Raw genomic sequence first — 15096 nt, forward strand, 5'->3', positions numbered from 1 at the left:
TCCCCATGACCCCGACCGCCGACCTGGCCGCGTTCGCCGCGGTCTTCGCGGCCCTGTTCGCCGCCCACTCCGTGGGCGACCACTGGATCCAGACCCACCACCAGGCGTGCGCCAAGGGCGCGCCCACCACCGCCGGACGGCTGGCCTGCCTGCGCCACGTCGCCACCCTCACCGCGACCAAGGCCGCCGCGCTGGCCGCCCTCGCCGCGGCCACCGGCCTGGCCTTCTCCCTACTGCCGCTGGCCTTCGGGCTCGCGGCGGACGCGCTCTCGCACTACTGGGCCGACCGGCGGACCACCCTCGCCGCCCTGGCCGAGCGAATCGGCAAGGGCGACTTTTACCGACTGGGCAGCCCGCGGCCCGGCTACGACGACGCGGTGCACCTGGGCACCGGCGCCTACGCCCTCGACCAGTCCTTCCACCACCTGTTCCTGTTCGCCGCCGCCCTCATCATCACCGCCTGACCAGCAAGGAGACCCCCGACCATGAGCACCGCCACCGAGCGGACGCTGTCCGCTCCGAGCACCGGCCCCGTCGTCTTCGACCTGACCATGGCCTCCGGCCTGATCGACGTCACCGCCGACGACACCGACCGCGCCGAGATCACCCTGACCACCGACGCCCCCGCCGACAGCCCCGCCGGCCACGCCATCGCCGCCGCCACCCTGCACACCGACGCCCGCACGGTCACCGCCCGCGTCCCCGTCCCCGAGCACGACGGCGTGACCATCATCAGCGGCACCCGCGGCGGGCACACCGTCATCTCCGGCACCGTCAACACCGGGATCATCGTCACCGGAAGCGGCACGATCCACGTCTCCGGCTCCGTCATCAGCGGCGACGGCATCGTCAACCTCTCCGGCGGCACCGCCACCCCCGGCGTGCGCGCCACGGTCCGGCTGCCGCGCGGCTCCGCGCTGCGGATCGACACCAAGACCGCCCGCGTCACCACCCGCGGCGACCTGGAGTCGATCGACTTCACCGCCGTCTCCGGCGACCTGGACGCCGCCGAGTGCGGCAAGCTCACCGCCTCCACCACCTCGGGGAACGTGCGCGCCGAGTTCGCCGACGGCGCGGCCGTGCGCACCGTCTCCGGCGACATCCACCTGGGCCGCACCGAGACCGCCGTCCTGTCCTCCACCTCCGGAGACCTCCACATCGGTGACTTCGGCGGATCGGCCCGGCTGACCACCGTCTCCGGCGACATCACCGTCCACGCCACCGAGCCCGGCCACATCACCGCCTCGGCCACCTCCGGCGACATCACCGTCACCGCCCCCGCCGACCTGGCCGCCGGCACCGGCGAAGGCGCGCTGACCGTGGACGCCCGCTCGATCTCCGGGACCGTGCGTACCCCCCGCCCCCCGTCCACCCCGACCCGGCCGCGCCGCCCCCGCCGCGGCGACCGCTGAAGCAAGCAGGAGCCTGCGATGAACGAGACCCCCCGCACCTACACCCACCCCGACGTCCTGACCAGCGGCATCCGCGACGGCTGGGCCGACCCGACCACCGACCCGGCCCGCATCGACTGGGCTCCCCGGCAGGCCGCCGCGCTCATCCCGTTCGCCGTGGTGGACGGCCGCCCGGTCAACCCGTGCGAGAAGACCGGCATCCGCTACGGCCGCAACGAGCTGGGCCACTGGGGCGAGCAGGTCTGCGCCGACGCCATCGTGACCGCCACCGACGAGCACGGCCACCGGTGGCTGCTCATGGTCGAGCGCGGCGACGGCCACGGCTGGGCGCTGCCCGGCGGCACAGTGGACCCCGGCGAGGACCCCGCCGACGCCGCGGCCCGCGAGCTGGGCGAGGAGACCGGCCTGCACTGGGGCGATGGCCGCAGCTTCCGCCCGCTGCCGGCCCGGTACGTGCCCGACCCCCGCGCCAGCGACGAGGCGTGGATGGTGACCGTGCCCGCCCGCTGCGACCTGGGGACCGTCGCCCGCGTCAACCTGCCCGCCGTACAGGGCGCCGACGACGCCAAGCGTGCCGCGTGGGTGCGCGCCGACAGCTACCCCACCCTGACCGGCTACCTGGCCACGATGTACGGCGGGCGCGTGTTCGCCGCCCACACCGGCCTGCTGCGCGAGGTTCTGACCGCCGCCACGCACACCACGCCCGAGGTCGTCGTCATCTCCTTCGGCTACGGCCACGCCGCCCCGCCGAGAGCCGATCACACCCTCGACGTGCGCAACGCGCTGCGCAACCCGCATCACGACCCGGCCATGCGGTACCGCACCGGCCTGGACGAGATCGTGCGCGAGCACGTCCTGACCACCCCGGGCGCCGCTGACGTCCTGCGCCACCTGACCGTCCTGGCGGTCAAGCTCCTGCCCCAGACGCCCACCGGCCAGCCCGTGCGCATCGCCATCGGGTGCGTGGGCGGACGGCACCGCTCGGTCGCACTGGCCGAAGCCCTGGCCACCGCGCTGGACCACCTCGACATCAACGTCGCCGCCGAGCACCGCGACATCACCAAGCCCCTCCTGCCGAAGGGAGTCCACCGATGAGCCGCATCATCCCCGCCAAGGCGTGCCCGCGCTGCCGCACCCGCCTGGACGGCGGCCCGGTGCTGTTCCACTGCATCACCTGCCGCCGCGCCGTCTACGCCGCCGACCTGCCCACCGAGACCACCGTCCCCGTGAGGAGGGCCGCGTGATGACCGCTGAATCCCCGTCCCTGACCGGCCCCCGTGCCCTGACCGAGGGCGAGCAGGCCGCCGTAGCGGTCACCACCGGCGCCGTGGGCGTGCTCGGACTGCTCGGCTTCGTCAACAGCTTCGACGGCGTCGCCGACGCCGCCGCCCCGACCTTCGGCGCCCTGGCCTGGACCGTCCCCCTCGGCATCGACCTGGGCATCGCGGTCTTCTCCGCCCTGGACATCGTGCTCGCCCGCCTCGACATGCGGGTGCGGTGGCTGCGGTTCATCCCCTGGGCGCTGACCGGCGCCACCATCTACCTCAACATCTCTCCCTACCTGGACACCCCGACCGGCGTGAACTGGTTCGGCATCGTCTCTCACGCGCTGCTGCCCATGCTGTGGGTGGTGGCCGTGGAAGTCGGCGCGCACGTGCTGCGCAAGCGCGCCGGCCTGGCCAACCCCGAGCGCATGGAGCGCATCCGCGCCTCCCGCTGGCTGCTGGCCACCCCTTCGACGTTCGCCCTGTGGCGCCGCATGGTGCTGTGGGAGGTCCGCTCCTACCCGGTGGCGCTGGAGCGCGAGAAAGAGCGCGTGCTGGCCCGCACCGACCTTCAGGACCGGTACGGACGGCTGTGGCGCTTCAAGGCCACCCGCCGCGAGCGCGCCCTGTACCGGCTCGGTGAGCTGGCCCCGGCCGACGCCCCGATCCACACCCCTGCTGACGCCGCCGCCCTTCACGTGGAGACCGTCCGCCTCGACCCGCCCGCCCCGGTATCCGCCGACGCCGACCGTCCGGCACTGCCGCCCGCCCCGCGCAAGCGGACCGCCGTCCCGGCTGCCTCGACCGGCCGCCGGACCGCCACCAAGCGGACCGCGCCGCCGGACGTGGACGACCTCATGCCGATCGGCCGGACCGTGGCCGCCGACCTGACCGCCCAAGGGCTGACCGTCACCCGTGACCGGCTGATCGCCGCCATCCGAGCGAGCGGACAGTCCATCTCCACCGACCGCGCCGCCGCGCTGCTGGCCCGACTGCGCACCGACGACCCCGAGCACACCGACGAGACGCGGTCCGACCGCACATCGTCGCAGATCCGTCCCGTACGGGACGCGGCCCCCAGTCGCCAAACCGAAGCCGCGCCCCGCAACCCCGCACCCATCAACGGCAACGAGGTGACCTCATCATGACCGACTTCCCGACCACGACCAACGGCCACCCCCCGACCGACCCGACCGCCCCCCTGGAGCTGACCGTGCTGCCGGTCCGTCCGCCGGTCGGACCGGACGGCGACGGCCCCGGCGCCGACGTGGTGCCCATCACCACCGCCCGCGACCGCCGCCACCCCTACCCGCCCACCATGACCACCCCGACCGCCCTGACCGGTCCGGCGGACGGGCCGGTTCTGGAGGGCGACATCATCCGGGTGGACGCCCCCGGCGAGCCGGAGCGCGACTGGCTGGCCGATCTGGCGGAGAAGGCCAAGACCCGCCGCCGGATCGTGCCGCTGTGGCTGCGCTCGCGTAACGAGGCCATCGCCACCCTCAAATGGGTCTCCGCCCATTACGCCTACGTGGCCAGCTACCAGATCACCCGCTCCCCGCTGTACGCCGGGCGCCTTCTGGCCCGCTCCCCGCGCGGTCTGGTCCGCCTAGTCGGCGGCATGGTCCGCTGGACCTTCGATCTGGAGGGCGAGCCCGTCCGCCGCGCCGCGGTGGAAAAGACCGACCCCGAGCAGTACCTGAAGCTGTCGCGCCAGCGCGACGCCCGCGTGCGGCTGCGGGTGTGGGTCTCCGGGATCGCGCTGGTCACGCTGCTGATCGCGTCCCTCCTGATGACCGCCGCGCCCACCGCGGCCCAGTGGGCGGCGCTCGCGCTGGCTCTGGCCGCCCTGGGCATCCTGGGCCGCCCGGCCGACAAGCCGCTGATCGACCGCGCGGTACTGCCCACGGTGCGCGAGAAGCTCACCAGCGACATCGTGGTCCGGGCGCTGGGCGCGCTCGGCATCGCCGCCATCAACCAGGCCATCGCCAAGGACCCGCGCGACGGCATCAAGTTCGTCAACCCCATCCACCGCGACGGCCCCGGCTGGCGCGCCGATATCGACCTGCCGTACGGCGTGACCGTCGCCGAGGTGATGGAAAAGCGCGACAAGCTCGCCTCCGGTCTGCGCCGCCCGCTGGGCTGCGTCTGGCCCGAGGTGGTGCCCGAGGAGCACACCGGCCGCATGCTGCTGTGGGTCGGTGACCAGGACATGAACAAGGCCAAGCAGCCCGCTTGGCCGCTGCTCAGGTCCGGGCAGGTGGACCTGTTCACGCCCACCGCGTTCGCCACCGACCAGCGGGGCCGCTGGAGCGCGCTGACGCTGATGTTCGTCTCGGTCGTCATCGGCTCCATCCCGCGCATGGGCAAGACGTTCCTGCTGCGCCTGCTGGCCCTGATCTTCGCGATGGACCCGCGCTCGGCGCTGTACCTGTTCGACCTGAAGGGCACTGGCGACCTGTCGCCGCTGGAGTGCGTGGCCCATCGCTACCGCGCCGGCGAGGAAGACGAGGACATCACCTACGCCCTGGCCGCCATGCGCGGGCTTAAAGACGAGCTGCGCCGCCGGGCCAAGGTGATCCGGGACCTGCCCAAGGACATCTGCCCGGAGAACAAGGTCACCCCCGCCCTGGCTGGCAACAAGAGTCTGGGGCTGCACCCCATCGGCATCTTCGTGGACGAGTGCCAGGTGTGGTTCGAGCACCCCAAGCACGGCGAGGAGTTCGAGGCCATCTGCACCGACCTGGTCAAGCGCGGCCCCGCGCTGGGGATGGTGCTGGTGGTGGCCACCCAGCGCCCGGACGCCAAGTCGCTGCCCACCGGGATCTCCGCCAACGCGGTGATCCGGCTGTGCCTAAAGGTCATGGGCCACACCGAAAACGACATGGTGCTCGGGACGTCCGCGCACAAGAACGGCATCCGGGCCACCATGTTCTCCTTCACCGACAAGGGCATCTGCTACTTCGCCGGCGAGGGCGACAACCCCAAGATCGTGCGGTCGGTCTACATCGACGCCCCGACCGCCGAGAAGATCGCACTGCGCGCCCGCGCCCTGCGTCAGCAGGCCGGCACCCTGTCCGGGCACGCCCTGGGCGAGGCCCCGTCCGTCGAGACCGGCCCGGCGTTCAACCTGCTGGCCGACATCGCCGCCGTGGTGCACGAGCCCAAGTGCTGGAGCGAGACCGTGGTGGCCCGCCTGGCCGAGCTGCGCCCGGAGGTCTACGGCCCCTGGATGGAGCTGGAGGGCGACGCCCGCGCCGGGCAGCTCACCACCGCTCTGAAGCCGTACGGCATCCGCACGGGCCAGGTGTGGGGCACCCCCGAGGGGGGCGGCAAGGGCGCCAACCGGCGCGGCATCGTCCGCGACGACATCACCACAGCCATCACCGAGCGTGACGGAAAGAAGGGGTCCGGGACCGGAGCCTGACCCGCCGAAGGGCGCTAGGTCTAGCAGGCGACCCCGCTAGACCTAGCACCCCCGCTAGCACCCCATTTCTGGATCTACCAGGGGCCTAGTGCGCTAGCGCCCTACCTGCGACAACCTCGGAAACGGCCCTGGAGGCCCTCATGGCATCCGCCATCATCCTGCTAGTCCTCTGCCTACTGATCGTCACACTCTGCTACATCGCCCGGTGCCTGATCTCCCCGTGGGGCATCTGCCGCCGGTGCGCCCCGGGCGGCAAGAACCGCACCTGCCGCGCCTGCTCCGGCACCGGGATGCGCCCCCGCATCGGCTGGCAGCTCTACACCCACTTCCGCCGCCTCCACCGCGACGGCACCCGATGACCGCCATGACCACGGCGCCCGCCGCTCCCACCGCATCCGGCGCCGCCCTGGAAACCTTCAGCTACGGCGGAGGCTGGCAGTCCACCGCCGCCCTCGTGCTCGCCGCCCGCGGAGAGCTGCCGTTCCGCATCTTCCTGTTCGCCAACGTCGGCGACGACTCCGAACACCCCGCCACCCTGCGCTACATCGCCGAGCACGCCGCGCCGTTCGCCGCCGCCCACGGCATCGCCCTGCACCAGCTCGCCCGCACCCGCCGCGACGGCTCCACCGAAACCCTCTACGGTCGGCTGACCAAGCCCGGGTCCCGCTCCCTGCCGATCCCGGTCCGCATGTCCAATGGCGCCCCTGGCACCCGCTCTTGTACCGCGGACTTCAAGATCCGGGTCATCGGCCGATGGCTCAAGGCCCACGGCGCCACCGCAGACAACCCGGCCACGGTCGGTATCGGCATCAGCGTGGACGAGATCGAACGCGCCAACAACCGGCGCTGCGAACCGCACGAGCGCATCGTCTACCCCCTGCTGGACCTGGGCATCCGGCGCGCCGACTGCCCGCGCATCATCCGCTCCGCCGACCTGCCCGTCCCGCCGAAGTCCTCGTGCTGGTTCTGCCCCTTCCACCGGCTGACCACCTGGGCGGAGATGCGCCGCAGCGAACCGGAGCTGTTCGAGCGCGCCTGCGCGCTGGAAGCCACGCTCAACGCCCGCCGGTCCGACCTCGGCAAGGACCCGGTGTGGCTCACCCGCCACGCGGCCCCGCTCGCCGACGTGGTGTCCACCGATGACGTGCTGCCGCTGGACTTCGGCGACGGCACCTGTGACTCCGGCTGGTGCTTCACATGACCGGCCGCCCCACTCCCGCCCCCGCTTCCCGACAGGAGACCTCGTGCTGACCGTCATGGACTGGTTCTGCGGAGCCGGAGGCTCGTCCCAGGGCGCGCACGCCGTGCCCGGTGTGACCGTGACCCGCGCCGCCAACCACTGGGAGATGGCCATCGCCTCCCACGCCGCCAACTTCCCCGCCACCGACCACTACCAGGGCGACATCCGCACCGCCCCCGTGCACCGCTGGCCCGTCGCCGACCTCTTCTGGGCCTCCCCCGAGTGCCCGAAGTGGAGCCGCGCCCGCGGCAAGCGCCGCGACTTCCACAACACCCGCCAGGGCTCCCTGTTCGAGGTGCCCGGCACCGCCCGGTCCGCCGAGGACGAGCGCTCTCGCGCCCTCATGGAGGAGGTCCCGCTCTACCTGGAGGGCGTGGCCGCGCGCGGCGGGCGGGTGCTGGCCGGCGTGGTCGAGAACGTCATCGACTGCCGCGCCTGGGACGCCTGGAACACCTGGATCGGCCGTATCCACGCCCTGGGCTACCGCACGCGGATCATCGCCCTGAACAGCATGCACGCCCGCCCGGTCCGCACCCCGGCCGCCCCGCAGTCCCGGGACCGGCTGTACGTCGCCTACTGGCACGAGTCGATCGGCAGGACCCCGGACTGGGACAAGTGGCTCCGCCCCAAGGCGTGGTGCCCGTCCTGCGGCCAGCGCATCGACGCCGTCCAGGTGTTCAAGGACCCGCGCCGGGACATGGGCCGCTACCGCCAGCAGTACCTCTACCGCTGCCCGCACACCGCCTGCCGGGGCGCGGTGGTCGAACCCGAGGTGCTCCCGGCCGCCGCCGCGATCGACTGGAGTCTTCCCGGCACCCGGATCGGCGACCGGGACGAGCCGCTCGCCGACGCGACGATGGAGCGCATCCGCGCCGGGATCGCCCGCTACTGGGGGCCCATCCTGGCCCCGGCCGGCGGTACCTGGCGCGACCAGGCCAGCCCGATCAACGCGCCGATGCCCACCCGCACCACCCGCGAGAACGACGGTCTGGCCGTTCCGCCGCTGCTGGTCCCGGTCGAAGGCCGCGACGGCAAGACCGCAAGCCCGGCCGCGCTGCCGCTGCGCACCCAGACCACCCGCAATGAGACCGGTCTGGCCTTCCCCGACGCGGCGGGGGCGTTCATCGCGGAGTTGCGGGGCGGGGGTTCGGTGGCGCGGCCGGTGGCCGACGCGCTGGCCACGGTGACCGCCTCCGGCAACCACCACGGCCTGGTCACGGCGCCCGACGAGTCGGGCGCGCTGCTGGTGCCGTACTACGGCACCAGCACCGCCTGCCCCGCCGCTCAGCCGGTGGGCGCGCTGACCACCCGCGACCGCTACGGCCTGGCCCACCCCGGCGACGCGGAAGCGATCGACCTGGACGACGTGCGGTTCCGGATGCTGGAACCCGCCGAGATCGGCCGCGCCATGGCCTTCGGCGACGGCTACCGGGTGCTGGGCAACAAGCGGCAGCGGGTGCGCCAGTACGGCAACGCCGTCACCCCGCCCGTGGCCGAGGTCCTCATCTCCGCCCTGGTCGAAGCCATCACCGGCACCGACCTGGAGGTGGCCGCATGAACGCCCCCGAGCTGCTCCGCTACGCCCTGGCCTGCGCCGCCCGCGGCTGGCACGTCTTCCCCGTCGCTCCCGGCGACAAGCGGCCCGTCAAGGGCTTCACCGACTGGGAGCGCCACGCCACCGCCGACCCCGCCCTCATCCGGCGCGTCTGGTCGCACACGCCGTTCAACATCGGCGTCGCCTGCGGCCCGTCCCGCCTGGTCGTGATCGACCTGGACATGCCCAAGCCCGACCAGACGCCCCCGCCCGTGTGGGACCTGCCCGGCATCGTGGACGGTTCGGCCGTCTTCACCCACCTGTGCGAGCAGGCACGGCAGCCCCGGCCCGACCGCACGTTCACCGTGCTGACCCGCCGCCGCGGCGCGCACCTGTACTTCACCGCCCCGGTAGGGGTGCGGCTGCGCAACACCAGCGGCACCCTGGGATGGCTGATCGACACCCGCGCCTGCGGCGGCTACGTCGTCGGCCCCGGCAGCCACGTCACCCTGCCCGACGGCACCGGCGCCTACTGCGTGCTGGACGCCTCAGAGCCCGCGCCGCTGCCCGAATGGCTGGTCGCCCGACTCGCCGTTCCCGACCCGCCCCCGCCGTCCGCCGCGCCGGTGCCCCTGCCGTACGACGGGCAGCGGCCCACCCGCTACGCCCTGGCCGCCCTGCACGGCGAGACCGAGCGCGTCCGCACCGCCGCGCCCGGCTCCCGCAACCACACCCTGAACGCCGCCGCGTTCGCCCTCGGCCAGCTCGTCGGCGCCGGACTCCTGCCCCGCCCGCTCGCCGAAGACGCCCTCACCAGCGCGGGTCACGCCGCCGGGCTCCCGCCGCGCGAGGTGGCTGCGACCATCCGATCCGGCCTGGACGCCGGCCAGCGCCGCCCCCGGCAGGGCGCCGCATGAGCACCGACAACGCCGCGCCCTGGCCCGACGAGCAGCCCGCCGCGCCGCGCACCTGGGAGACCCCGGTGCCGCTCGGTGCCCGGCCCGCGCTGCCCGTCTTCCCCGCCCACGTCTTCCCGAGCTGGCTCGCCGACTTCGTGAACGCGCTGGCGGAGGAGACCCAGACCCCGCCGGACCTGCCCGGCTGCACCGCCCTGGCCGCCATCTCCACGGCCGCCGGCGGGCGCGCCCTGGTCACCGTCCGGGGCACCTGGTCCGAGCCGGTCAACATCTACACCGTGGTGGCCATGCCGCCCGGCTCCCGCAAGTCCCCGGTGTTCCGCGCGATCGTCTCCCCGCTGCTGGCCGCCGAGAAGATCCTTCAGGAGCAGGTCAAACCGCAGATCACCGAAGCGCGCATCGCGCAGAAGGTCGCCCAGGAAGCCGCGGAGAAGGCCACCCACAAGGCCACCACCGCCCGCGGGGAGGCCATGCCCGCCGCGCTGGCCGAAGCCCAAAGCGCCGCCCTGGCCGTGGACTCCATCACGGTGCCGGTAGAGCCCCGGCTGGTCTCCGACGACGCCACCCCGGAGACCGCCACGACCCTGCTCACCGAGCAGGGCGGGCGGCTCGCCGTGCTCAGCGCCGAGGGCGGCATCTTCGCCACCCTGGCCGGCCGCTACTCCGGCACCCCGAACCTGGACCTGTTCCTCAAAGGCCACGCCGGAGACCTGCTGATTGTGGACCGGCGCGACCGCCGCGAACGCGTCGACAACCCCGCCCTGACGCTCGGACTCGCCGTCCAACCCGAGATCATCACCGAGATCGCCAAGTCCCCGGGGTTCCGCGGCAAAGGGCTGCTGGGCCGCATCCTCTACAGCCTGCCCGCCTCCAACGTCGGATTCCGCACCATCGAACCGGACCCGATCCCGGAGCTGGTGACCGCGACCTACGCCACGAACCTGGAACGGCTCGTGCTGACCATGCACGGCTGGACCGACCCCGCCCGCCTGGTCCTGTCGCCGGAGGCCGCCGAGCTGTTCGCCGAGCAGCGCCGCCACACCGAACCCCGGTTGCGCCCGCACACCGGCGACCTGGGCCACATCGCCGACTGGGCCGCCAAGTTCGACGGCGCGGTTGCCCGGCTCGCCGGACTGCTGCACCTGGCCGGCCACATCGAAGACGGCTGGCGCCACCCCATCGACGGCGCCACCATGGCCGCCGCGATGGAGCTCGGCGAGTACTTCACCGCCCACGCGCTGGCCGCCTTCGACGCCATGGGCGCCGACCCCGAGCAGGAAGCCGCCCGCACCCTCCACGAATGGCTCACCCGCACCCGACCCGAGCGATTCACGGTCCGGGAGGCATTCACCGCGCTCCCGCGGAGCCGCTTTCGCAAGGTCGCCGATCTGGAACCGGCCCTCGAACTGCTGGAGCAACTCGGCTGGATTCAGCGCGAGCCCGAACCACCCCGCACCGGTCCCGGCCGCCGACCTTCACCCCGCTACGCCGTCCACCCCGACCTGCACCGCCCCGCCTGACCGCCGAAGAGGAGACAGCCACCATGGCCACGGCCAAGCCGAGAGGAACGCTCACCCTCGCCGAACTCTGCGAGGAGCTCCAGATCTCCCGGTCCACCTTCTACGACTGGCGCGCGAAAGGGCGTGCCCCGCGCTGCCTGAAGCTCCCCAATGGGGACCTCCGCATCCGCCGCGCCGACTTCGAGCGGTGGCTTAACGCTCTGGAGGACGCCGCCTGATGAAGGACATCACCTACAACGTCCGCGTCTACAAGACCGAGGTCTACAAGGGCGCCAAGGTCACCACCTACTACGTCCGGTGGAAGACGGACAGCAAGCCGTGGAAGAAGGCGTTCCGGAACCGCGCGCAGAGCGAGACCTACCGGAGCGGTCTCGTCACCGCCGCGCGCACTGGGGAGGCTTTCAGCCTGGACACCGGCGAGCCCGTCTCATGGGGCCGCACGAGTCAGGCGGAAATGAACTGGTACGACTTCGCCTGCGCCTACGTGGACATGAAGTGGAAGGACGCATCCGCCAAGCACCGCGCCGGTATCGCCTACGCGCTGGCGCTGGCCACGCCCGCGATGCTGAACGGCACGACGGGCCCCTACAACGCCAAGGAGATCCGGACCGCGCTCCGCCGGTGGGGATTCAACACCAAGGAACGCAAGGACTGCCCGGAGCGGACGGCCGACGTCCTGGCGTGGGTGACGCGCAACAGCCTGCCGGTTTCCGCGCTCATGGCGCCCGCCACCGCGCGAGCACTGCTCAACGCCGCCACGTCCCGGCTCGACGGCAAGCGGGTCGCCGCGAGCACCTCCCGCAAGCACCGGACCATCCTGTCCAACGCAATGGCCTACGCCGTGGAGATGAAGCTCCTGAGCAGGAATCCCATCCCCGACCTGAAGTGGAAGGCGACCAAGACCACCTCACAAGTGGACCGGCGATCCGTCGTCAACCCCGACCAGGCTCGCGCCCTGCTGCAAGCCGTACGGGAGCAGAAGCCGAGCGGCCCCCTGCTCATGCCGTTCTTCGCCGTCATCTACTTCGCCGGCCTGCGTCCTGAGGAGGCCGTCAACCTCCGTGAGAAGAACCTGACCCTGCCGGACGCTCCGGGCGTCTGGGGTGAGCTGTACTTCAGCAGAGCCACCCCGGACGCGGGCAGGGAGTGGACCGACACCGGTGAGCAGCGCGACGACCGCGGCCTGAAGCACCGTCCCGAGGGTGAGAGCCGCCCGGTCCCGTGCGCCCCCGAACTCGTGACCATCCTGGGTGAGCACCTCAAGACCTTCGGCGCCGGTCCGGACGGACGGATCTTCTACGGCGCGCACGGCGGCGTGCTGGCCACCAGCACCATCCAACGCGTCTGGGACAAGGCACGCCGCGCCGCCCTCAGCCCGGAGGAGTACACCTCACCGCTGGCCAAGCGCGTCTACGACCTCCGGCATGCGTGCCTGTCCACCTGGCTCAACGCGGGCGTCTCACCGAAGCAGGTGGCCGAGTGGGCGGGCAACAGCGTGGAAGTGCTCTTGCGCACCTACGCCAAGTGCCTCGTCGGTCAGGATGAGGTCTCCATGCGCCGGATCAGCGAAGTTCTGAGGCAGGAACCTTCGGCACGCATTCGGCACGATCAACCGGAGTCAACGGACGACGGCCGGACACAGCCGGACACCGGCAACTGATCCAGAACGCAAGAAAGCCCAGGTCATCGACTGATGATCTGGGCTTTCATTTGGCGCGGCCGAGAGGACTCGAACCCCTAACCTTCTGATCCGTAGTCAGATGCTCTATCCATTGAGCTACGGCCGCTTGCCTGTCCCGCCCACCCGAGGTGACCGGCGACAGAGAGAACTCTACCAGACCCCATGGAGGTGCTTGAGCCAATAATTGATCAGCACCGCGGGACGCGGCGCCCCGGACCACCGCCCCGTCCGGCCTCCGGCTCCGGGACGCATCAGTCCGGCTTGCGCAGGGATTCGGCGATCTCCTGCCGGAGGGCGCGGTACCCCTCCAGCATCCGCTGCTTCACCTCGTCGGGGAGGTCGGGGTCGTCCTCGAGCTCCCCGACCACGGGATCAGGGAGGCGGGCCGTACGGGCGAGGTCCAGAGGAGAGACGTATCCTCCCTCGACGAGCATGTCCCCCAGGGTCCGGCCGGTGCGGAGGCCGGCCTCGCGCAGGGCGCCGAGCTGCGAACGGAGGATCCCGGCGTCGACCTCCGCGCCGAGCGCTCCGAGCACCGTGTCGTCGGACGGGGAAGGCATGCGGGCCGCCGGAGGCGCGGCCGCGCGCACGGCCGTCTCCGCCTCCAGGGTGACGGGGGATCCGCCTTCGAGGATCCGGTCCACGCTGCCTCGCGTCCACCGGAGCGCCGTCTCGATGCCGCGTTTGGTGGGAGGACGCATCGTGCCGACGCCGCCTCTGACCGACCTCAGCCCTTCCTTGGTGAGCCCCGCCCGCTCCGCGACGTCGTTCCAGTAGAGGCCGAGCTCGTCCCGCCGCTCGGTCATCAGGCGCGCCAGACGCCGCCGGGGCGTCTCGCGCTCATCCATGGATGGCACTCCTTCTTTATACAAGACAGGTAATGGCAGGTCAAAGGAAACAATACAGAGGAAACCCGTAACAGGAGACAACTAACGGCAGATAATCCATTGTAACTGTCCCGTCCTGCCCCAAGGAGTGCCGATGCGCGCCGATCACCTCGGTTCCATAATGATCGGAGTTCGTGAGGTCTACGACGAGCTCAAGTCCCTCGGCGGGAAGGTCCACCGCCACACCGCCAAGATCGACCACGTCGACGCGAAAATGACGTCGGTCGCCGAGGACGTCAACGACCACGAGCTCCGCATCCGCGCGCTGGAGCGGGCCCGCTGGCCGCTCCCCTCGATCGCCGCGCTGATCTCCCTGGCCGGTCTGGTCTTCGCGATCCTGGCGTACGCGCGGGGGAACTGAGCCGTGGGCGCCCGAACCCGAGCGCCCGGAAGGGCCGGGAGGCCGCGCACACGATGGAAACGGCGGAGCTCCGGGACACCGGGCCGGCCACGGCCCCGGACCCGCGACGGACGCGGGGCCCTGCCGGAGGCCGATCCCCTCACGGACCCCGGACCCACGATGGAGACCGGACCCGCTGCGGGCACGGGCTCCATCGCCGGTCCGGGGTCCATCGCCGGTCCGGCGGCCGCGGCGGGCGCGGGATACGGCGTCCCGGAGGTCACACCCGGGAGCCGTCCGGGACCTTCTTCGGGAACAGCGTGTAGCTCAGCGGCCAGAGCAGGGCGATCAGCGGCACCCGCGAAGCCCCGATCATGAATTCACTCAGGGCGGCCGTCCGAGAGGGCTCGTCGACCATCCGGATCAGGCCGTACAGCACGGCGCAGGCGATGCCGTAGGCGATGACGATCCTGATCCACACGGCCCACTCGTAGCGCGCCCGGGCCATTCCGCCCGCCGGAGGCCGCTCCGGTTCCGGGCCTCCCCCGAAGCGGTGGGCGAACTTCGCGTCGGCCCACTTCAGGGTCCGGTGGCCGAAGACGACGGAGTAGGCGAGATAGGCCGCGGCCAGGCCGTGCTGCCAGCTCCCCTGCGCCCCGCCGCGCATGTCGATCACGGCGGTGACCAGCAGGATCACGTCGAGCAGCGGCACGCACAGGAGCAGGACGGTGCTCAGCCGTCGCATGCCCCACAGGTAGCGGGAGGTCAGCCCCAGGGCCAGGAGAACCCAGAAGCCGACCTCACACGCGATGATCACTGCCAGAACCATGGTTCCAGCATCACCCGGCGGGGCCGCCCGGTCATCGTCACCGC

General features: G+C 72.2%; 16 protein-coding genes and 1 tRNA gene. 14 read left to right on the top strand and 3 right to left on the bottom strand.

Annotated features, from left to right (window positions below; genetic code table 11):
• Positions 1-5: 5 nt before the first annotated feature.
• The 13 genes from HS045_RS08015 to HS045_RS08075 all read left to right on the top strand — a co-directional run bounded on the left by HS045_RS08015 (position 6) and on the right by HS045_RS08075 (position 12975).
• On the top strand, positions 6-464 hold the full coding sequence (locus HS045_RS08015; RefSeq protein ID WP_196450483.1) for a DUF3307 domain-containing protein: 459 nt from the start codon (positions 6-8) through the stop codon (positions 462-464).
• A gap of 21 nt (positions 465-485) precedes the next feature.
• The gene (locus tag HS045_RS08020; RefSeq protein WP_196450484.1) at positions 486-1412 is read left to right on the top strand and encodes a DUF4097 family beta strand repeat-containing protein; all 927 of its coding nucleotides are present in this window, start codon (positions 486-488) and stop codon (positions 1410-1412) included.
• 18 nt (positions 1413-1430) lie between these two features.
• The gene (locus HS045_RS08025; RefSeq protein WP_196450485.1) at positions 1431-2507 is read left to right on the top strand and encodes an NUDIX domain-containing protein; all 1077 of its coding nucleotides are present in this window, start codon (positions 1431-1433) and stop codon (positions 2505-2507) included.
• Positions 2504-2656: a hypothetical protein gene (locus HS045_RS08030; protein ID WP_196450486.1), complete on the top strand. Its 153-nt coding sequence runs from the start codon at positions 2504-2506 to the stop codon at positions 2654-2656. Before HS045_RS08025 ends, HS045_RS08030 begins: the two co-directional genes overlap by 4 nt.
• Positions 2656-3825: a DUF2637 domain-containing protein gene (locus HS045_RS08035; protein WP_196450487.1), complete on the top strand. Its 1170-nt coding sequence runs from the start codon at positions 2656-2658 to the stop codon at positions 3823-3825. Before HS045_RS08030 ends, HS045_RS08035 begins: the two co-directional genes overlap by 1 nt.
• Positions 3822-6104 (top strand): FtsK/SpoIIIE domain-containing protein, encoded by a 2283-nt coding sequence (locus tag HS045_RS08040; RefSeq protein ID WP_196450488.1) that lies wholly within the window; start codon positions 3822-3824, stop codon positions 6102-6104. The genes HS045_RS08035 and HS045_RS08040 overlap by 4 nt, the downstream gene beginning before the upstream one ends.
• Before the next feature lie 140 nt (positions 6105-6244).
• Positions 6245-6463 carry a hypothetical protein gene (locus HS045_RS08045; protein WP_196450489.1) on the top strand — a complete coding sequence of 73 codons (219 nt, stop codon included), beginning with the start codon at positions 6245-6247 and terminating at the stop codon, positions 6461-6463.
• Positions 6464-6468: 5 nt separating this feature from the next.
• On the top strand, positions 6469-7305 hold the full coding sequence (locus HS045_RS08050) for a phosphoadenosine phosphosulfate reductase (protein ID WP_196450490.1): 837 nt from the start codon (positions 6469-6471) through the stop codon (positions 7303-7305).
• A gap of 43 nt (positions 7306-7348) precedes the next feature.
• Positions 7349-8902 (top strand): DNA cytosine methyltransferase, encoded by a 1554-nt coding sequence (locus HS045_RS08055; RefSeq protein ID WP_307827416.1) that lies wholly within the window; start codon positions 7349-7351, stop codon positions 8900-8902.
• Positions 8899-9795 (top strand): bifunctional DNA primase/polymerase, encoded by an 897-nt coding sequence (locus HS045_RS08060; protein ID WP_196450491.1) that lies wholly within the window; start codon positions 8899-8901, stop codon positions 9793-9795. The genes HS045_RS08055 and HS045_RS08060 overlap by 4 nt, the downstream gene beginning before the upstream one ends.
• The gene (locus tag HS045_RS08065) at positions 9792-11315 is read left to right on the top strand and encodes a YfjI family protein (RefSeq protein WP_196450492.1); all 1524 of its coding nucleotides are present in this window, start codon (positions 9792-9794) and stop codon (positions 11313-11315) included. Before HS045_RS08060 ends, HS045_RS08065 begins: the two co-directional genes overlap by 4 nt.
• Before the next feature lie 23 nt (positions 11316-11338).
• Positions 11339-11533, top strand: coding sequence for an AlpA family transcriptional regulator (locus HS045_RS08070; protein WP_196450493.1), 195 nt, complete (start codon positions 11339-11341; stop codon positions 11531-11533).
• On the top strand, positions 11533-12975 hold the full coding sequence (locus HS045_RS08075; protein WP_196450494.1) for an integrase: 1443 nt from the start codon (positions 11533-11535) through the stop codon (positions 12973-12975). Before HS045_RS08070 ends, HS045_RS08075 begins: the two co-directional genes overlap by 1 nt.
• A gap of 51 nt (positions 12976-13026) precedes the next feature.
• On the opposite strand, the gene HS045_RS08080 is transcribed toward HS045_RS08075, so the two are convergent.
• Positions 13027-13102: transfer RNA gene (locus tag HS045_RS08080), tRNA-Arg, on the bottom strand.
• Between the two features lie 145 nt (positions 13103-13247).
• Positions 13248-13844, bottom strand: coding sequence for a hypothetical protein (locus tag HS045_RS08085; protein WP_196450495.1), 597 nt, complete (start codon positions 13842-13844; stop codon positions 13248-13250).
• 133 nt (positions 13845-13977) lie between these two features.
• Here HS045_RS08085 and HS045_RS08090 point away from each other — a divergent pair, with 133 nt between their 5' ends.
• Entirely contained in the window at positions 13978-14244 is a 267-nt protein-coding gene (locus tag HS045_RS08090) for a hypothetical protein (protein WP_196450496.1), read from the top strand.
• Positions 14245-14503: 259 nt separating this feature from the next.
• On the opposite strand, the gene HS045_RS08095 is transcribed toward HS045_RS08090, so the two are convergent.
• Complete coding sequence (locus tag HS045_RS08095; RefSeq protein WP_196450497.1) at positions 14504-15052, bottom strand: hypothetical protein; 549 nt, start codon at positions 15050-15052, stop codon at positions 14504-14506.
• Between the last annotated feature and the right edge of the window lie 44 nt (positions 15053-15096).

Origin of the sequence: Planomonospora sp. ID82291 (genome assembly GCF_015711645.1) — a bacterium.
GTDB lineage: Bacteria > Actinomycetota > Actinomycetes > Streptosporangiales > Streptosporangiaceae > Planomonospora.

Bases quoted from the DNA above. Each gene is read 5' to 3' on its own strand.
- HS045_RS08060 (WP_196450491.1), top strand. From the start codon at position 8,899: ATGAACGCCCCCGAGCTGCTCCGCTACGCCCTGGCCTGCGCCGCCCGC.
- HS045_RS08015 (WP_196450483.1), top strand. From the start codon at position 6: ATGACCCCGACCGCCGACCTGGCCGCGTTCGCCGCGGTCTTCGCGGCC.
- HS045_RS08075 (WP_196450494.1), top strand. From the start codon at position 11,533: ATGAAGGACATCACCTACAACGTCCGCGTCTACAAGACCGAGGTCTAC.
- HS045_RS08040 (WP_196450488.1), top strand. From the start codon at position 3,822: ATGACCGACTTCCCGACCACGACCAACGGCCACCCCCCGACCGACCCG.
- HS045_RS08065 (WP_196450492.1), top strand. From the start codon at position 9,792: ATGAGCACCGACAACGCCGCGCCCTGGCCCGACGAGCAGCCCGCCGCG.
- HS045_RS08035 (WP_196450487.1), top strand. From the start codon at position 2,656: ATGACCGCTGAATCCCCGTCCCTGACCGGCCCCCGTGCCCTGACCGAG.
- HS045_RS08085 (WP_196450495.1), bottom strand. From the start codon at position 13,844: ATGGATGAGCGCGAGACGCCCCGGCGGCGTCTGGCGCGCCTGATGACC.
- HS045_RS08025 (WP_196450485.1), top strand. From the start codon at position 1,431: ATGAACGAGACCCCCCGCACCTACACCCACCCCGACGTCCTGACCAGC.
- HS045_RS08090 (WP_196450496.1), top strand. From the start codon at position 13,978: ATGCGCGCCGATCACCTCGGTTCCATAATGATCGGAGTTCGTGAGGTC.
- HS045_RS08070 (WP_196450493.1), top strand. From the start codon at position 11,339: ATGGCCACGGCCAAGCCGAGAGGAACGCTCACCCTCGCCGAACTCTGC.
- HS045_RS08095 (WP_196450497.1), bottom strand. From the start codon at position 15,052: ATGGTTCTGGCAGTGATCATCGCGTGTGAGGTCGGCTTCTGGGTTCTC.
- HS045_RS08020 (WP_196450484.1), top strand. From the start codon at position 486: ATGAGCACCGCCACCGAGCGGACGCTGTCCGCTCCGAGCACCGGCCCC.
- HS045_RS08045 (WP_196450489.1), top strand. From the start codon at position 6,245: ATGGCATCCGCCATCATCCTGCTAGTCCTCTGCCTACTGATCGTCACA.
- HS045_RS08030 (WP_196450486.1), top strand. From the start codon at position 2,504: ATGAGCCGCATCATCCCCGCCAAGGCGTGCCCGCGCTGCCGCACCCGC.
- HS045_RS08050 (WP_196450490.1), top strand. From the start codon at position 6,469: ATGACCACGGCGCCCGCCGCTCCCACCGCATCCGGCGCCGCCCTGGAA.